The sequence below is a fragment of the Candidatus Symbiopectobacterium sp. NZEC135 genome (genome assembly GCF_025962695.1).
The window spans coordinates 1-1,186 of record NZ_JAGFPF010000569.1 but is presented as its reverse complement, the minus strand read 5'-3'; the positions used below and the strand labels follow the sequence as shown (position 1 = coordinate 1,186).

The 1,186-nt window shown below is 58.2% G+C and carries 1 protein-coding gene; it reads left to right on the top strand.

Annotation, left to right across the window (positions count from 1 at the left end):
• The first annotated feature begins 200 nt into the window (after positions 1 to 200).
• On the top strand, positions 201 to 1,010 hold the full coding sequence (locus J5224_RS28835; protein ID WP_264628517.1) for a LysR family transcriptional regulator: 810 nt from the start codon (positions 201 to 203) through the stop codon (positions 1,008 to 1,010).
• The last annotated feature ends 176 nt before the right edge of the window (positions 1,011 to 1,186 follow it).

The window sequence follows — 1,186 nt, the reverse complement described above, 5'->3', positions numbered from 1 at the left end:
TCCGCCGAACGCCCGCCGATCGCCACGCGATCGCCGCGCGCGACCAGTCGCTGAGCCAGAGCGAACCCAATGCCTGAAGTGCCACCAAGAATGGCGTAAGTCTGTGTCTTTTTCATAAAACAGAGCTTATTGGCGAATATCATTCCGGTAAAATGAAATACACTACCAACATTTATTCCTCACGTTCAGCAATAGGCACTATGCGACATTACCCCGGAGATGACATCGGCGTATTTCTGGCCGTATGTGACAGCGGCAACTTTACCGCAGCGGCCGCCCTGCTTGGGCTCACCCCGTCAGCGGTTACCAAAGCCATTCGACGATTGGAAAACCGCCTGAAAACCCCCTTATTCACCCGCACCACCCGCCAGCAGACCATAACGGCAGAGGGTGTGACCTATCGGGATGCCTGCCGGACGGCAAGGAACGAGGTTGAGCGCGTCGAAACGCTGCTTGCCAGCATCACAGCAGAACCCGCAGGCCAGCTAGCGGTAAGTGTACCGCCGCTGCTCGGCGCGCACGTCGTCACGCCCGCCCTGTTGACGCTGTGCCAGCAGTGGCCCCAGTTGAGTATCAGTGTCTCGGCCTCTGTCGAGATGGCCGATCTGTTCGATGGATCTGTCGATCTTGCTGTGCGTGTAGGAGAACTGCCGGATGCGGCGGGAATTGTCGCCAAAAAGTTAGGCACACAACGCATCGTACTGTGCGGCACACCGGGTTACTTTGCCCACTCACCGCCGCTGCACGGCATAGACGATCTTCATCACCACACCCTGATCGGCACGCTGAAAGAGGGCTACGCCGCCCCGTGGCACTTTCAGTTGGCTGACAAAACACACCGGGTGCTGACTCCGGATAGCCGTTTATTGCTGGATGGTGCACTGTTGACCGTCAATGCCATCAAGGCGGGATACGGTCTCGGCAGGGTGCCCTATTGCTGGTTAGCGTGCTGGACGAGGTCATTGCCGGACATTTGGCGATTCATGCCTTATGGCGGGCAACACCGGTGATGTTGCCCCGCCTGCGTTTGGCAATAGATGCGCTGGTCGCGGCCACCGCAGCACGATTTTAGGCAGGCATCAGGCGAGTGCGTTGAGACGTTTTACCGATTCTCGCACCACCAAATGCCCGGCCAATTCAACATGCTGTGTCACCCCAAGCGACTGTGCAGGCACCAGTTGCTGCG

Excerpts from the sequence above, each read along its gene's own strand:
- J5224_RS28835 (WP_264628517.1), top strand. The coding sequence starts at position 201 with ATGCGACATTACCCCGGAGATGACATCGGCGTATTTCTGGCCGTATGT.